Below are 1281 nucleotides of genomic sequence, written 5' to 3' on the forward strand. Positions count from 1 at the left end.
AGATGTTGAGAAGAGACAGGTGGGGGCGGGGTTCGAGGCCGAAGGTGGTGAAGGCGGTGCGGTTCGGCAGGGGGTAGGTCTCCTTGCCGGTGAGGGTGTTGAGGATGGTGGCGCTGCGCCAGGCGGCAAGGCCGAGGTCGGGGGTGCCGACGCCGTGGGTGTGGAGTTCGGCGTTCTGGATGTGGAGGTGGCAGCCGGAGGTGGTGACCGACGGGTCGAGGACCATGCGGAAGTGTTCGTCGACCTTGGGGCGGTCGTGGCTGTCGCGGCGGATGTAGGGGTCGAGGCCGGCGAGGAGGCGGTCGAGGGGGCGTTCGCGGTAGCCGGTGGCGAGGACGACGGCGTCGGTGGTGAGGCGGGAGCGGGTGCCCTGCTCGGTGTGTTCGAGGTGGAGTTCGACCTTGGTGGTGGCGAGGCGGCCGGCGGTGCGGACGTGGACGCCGGGGGTGAGGACGGTGTCGGGCCAGCCTCCGTCGAGGGTGCGGCGGTAGAGCTCGTCGTGGATGGCGGCGATGGTGTCGGTGCCGATGCCCTTGTGGAGGCGCCATTGGGCGGCGACGAGCCGGTCGCGGGTGGTTTCGGCGAGGGCGTGGAAGTAGCGGGTGTAGTCGGGGGTGAAGTGTTCCAGGCCGAGCTTGGAGTACTCCATGGGGGCGAAGGCCTCGGTGCGGCCCAGCCAGTGGAGTCCTTCGCGGCCGGCGGGCCGGTGGCGCAGCAGGTCGAGGAAGATCTCGGCGCCCGACTGGCCGGCGCCGATGACGGTGACGTGTCCGGCGGTGAGGAGGCGGTCGCGGGCGTCCAGGTAGTCGGCGGCGTGGAGGACGGGGACGCCGGGGGCTTCGACGAGTGGCTTGAGGGGTTCGGGCACGAAGGGTTCGGTGCCGACGCCGAGGACGACGTTGCGGGTGTAGGTGCGGCCGAGTGCCGCGTCGCCCTCGGTGTCGAGGCGGGTGAAGTCGACCTCGAACAGGTCGCGTTCGGGGTTCCACCGTACGGAGTCGACGTGGTGGCCGAAGTTCAGGCCGGGGAGGTTCTCGCTGACCCAGCGGCAGTAGGCGTCGTACTCGGCGCGTTGGATGTGGAACCGCTCGGCGAAGTAGAAGGGGAAGAGCCGGTCGCGGGTCTTGAGGTAGTTGAGGAACGACCAGGGGCTGACGGGGTCGGCGAGGGTCACCAGGTCGGCGAGGAAGGGGACCTGGAGGGTGGCGCCCTCGATGAGCTGGCCGGGGTGCCAGTCGAAGCGGGGGCGTTGTTCGTAGAAGACGGCGTCGAGTTCGGGGA

Annotated in this window: 1 protein-coding gene; it reads right to left on the bottom strand. The window is 70.1% G+C overall.

The window, feature by feature from the left end:
• Nucleotides 1–1281 (bottom strand): lysine N(6)-hydroxylase/L-ornithine N(5)-oxygenase family protein (locus AOK23_RS41525; protein WP_055717576.1); only part of this gene is annotated, 1281 nt, incomplete at both ends.

The organism is Streptomyces torulosus (assembly GCF_001419765.1).
GTDB lineage: Bacteria > Actinomycetota > Actinomycetes > Streptomycetales > Streptomycetaceae > Streptomyces > Streptomyces torulosus.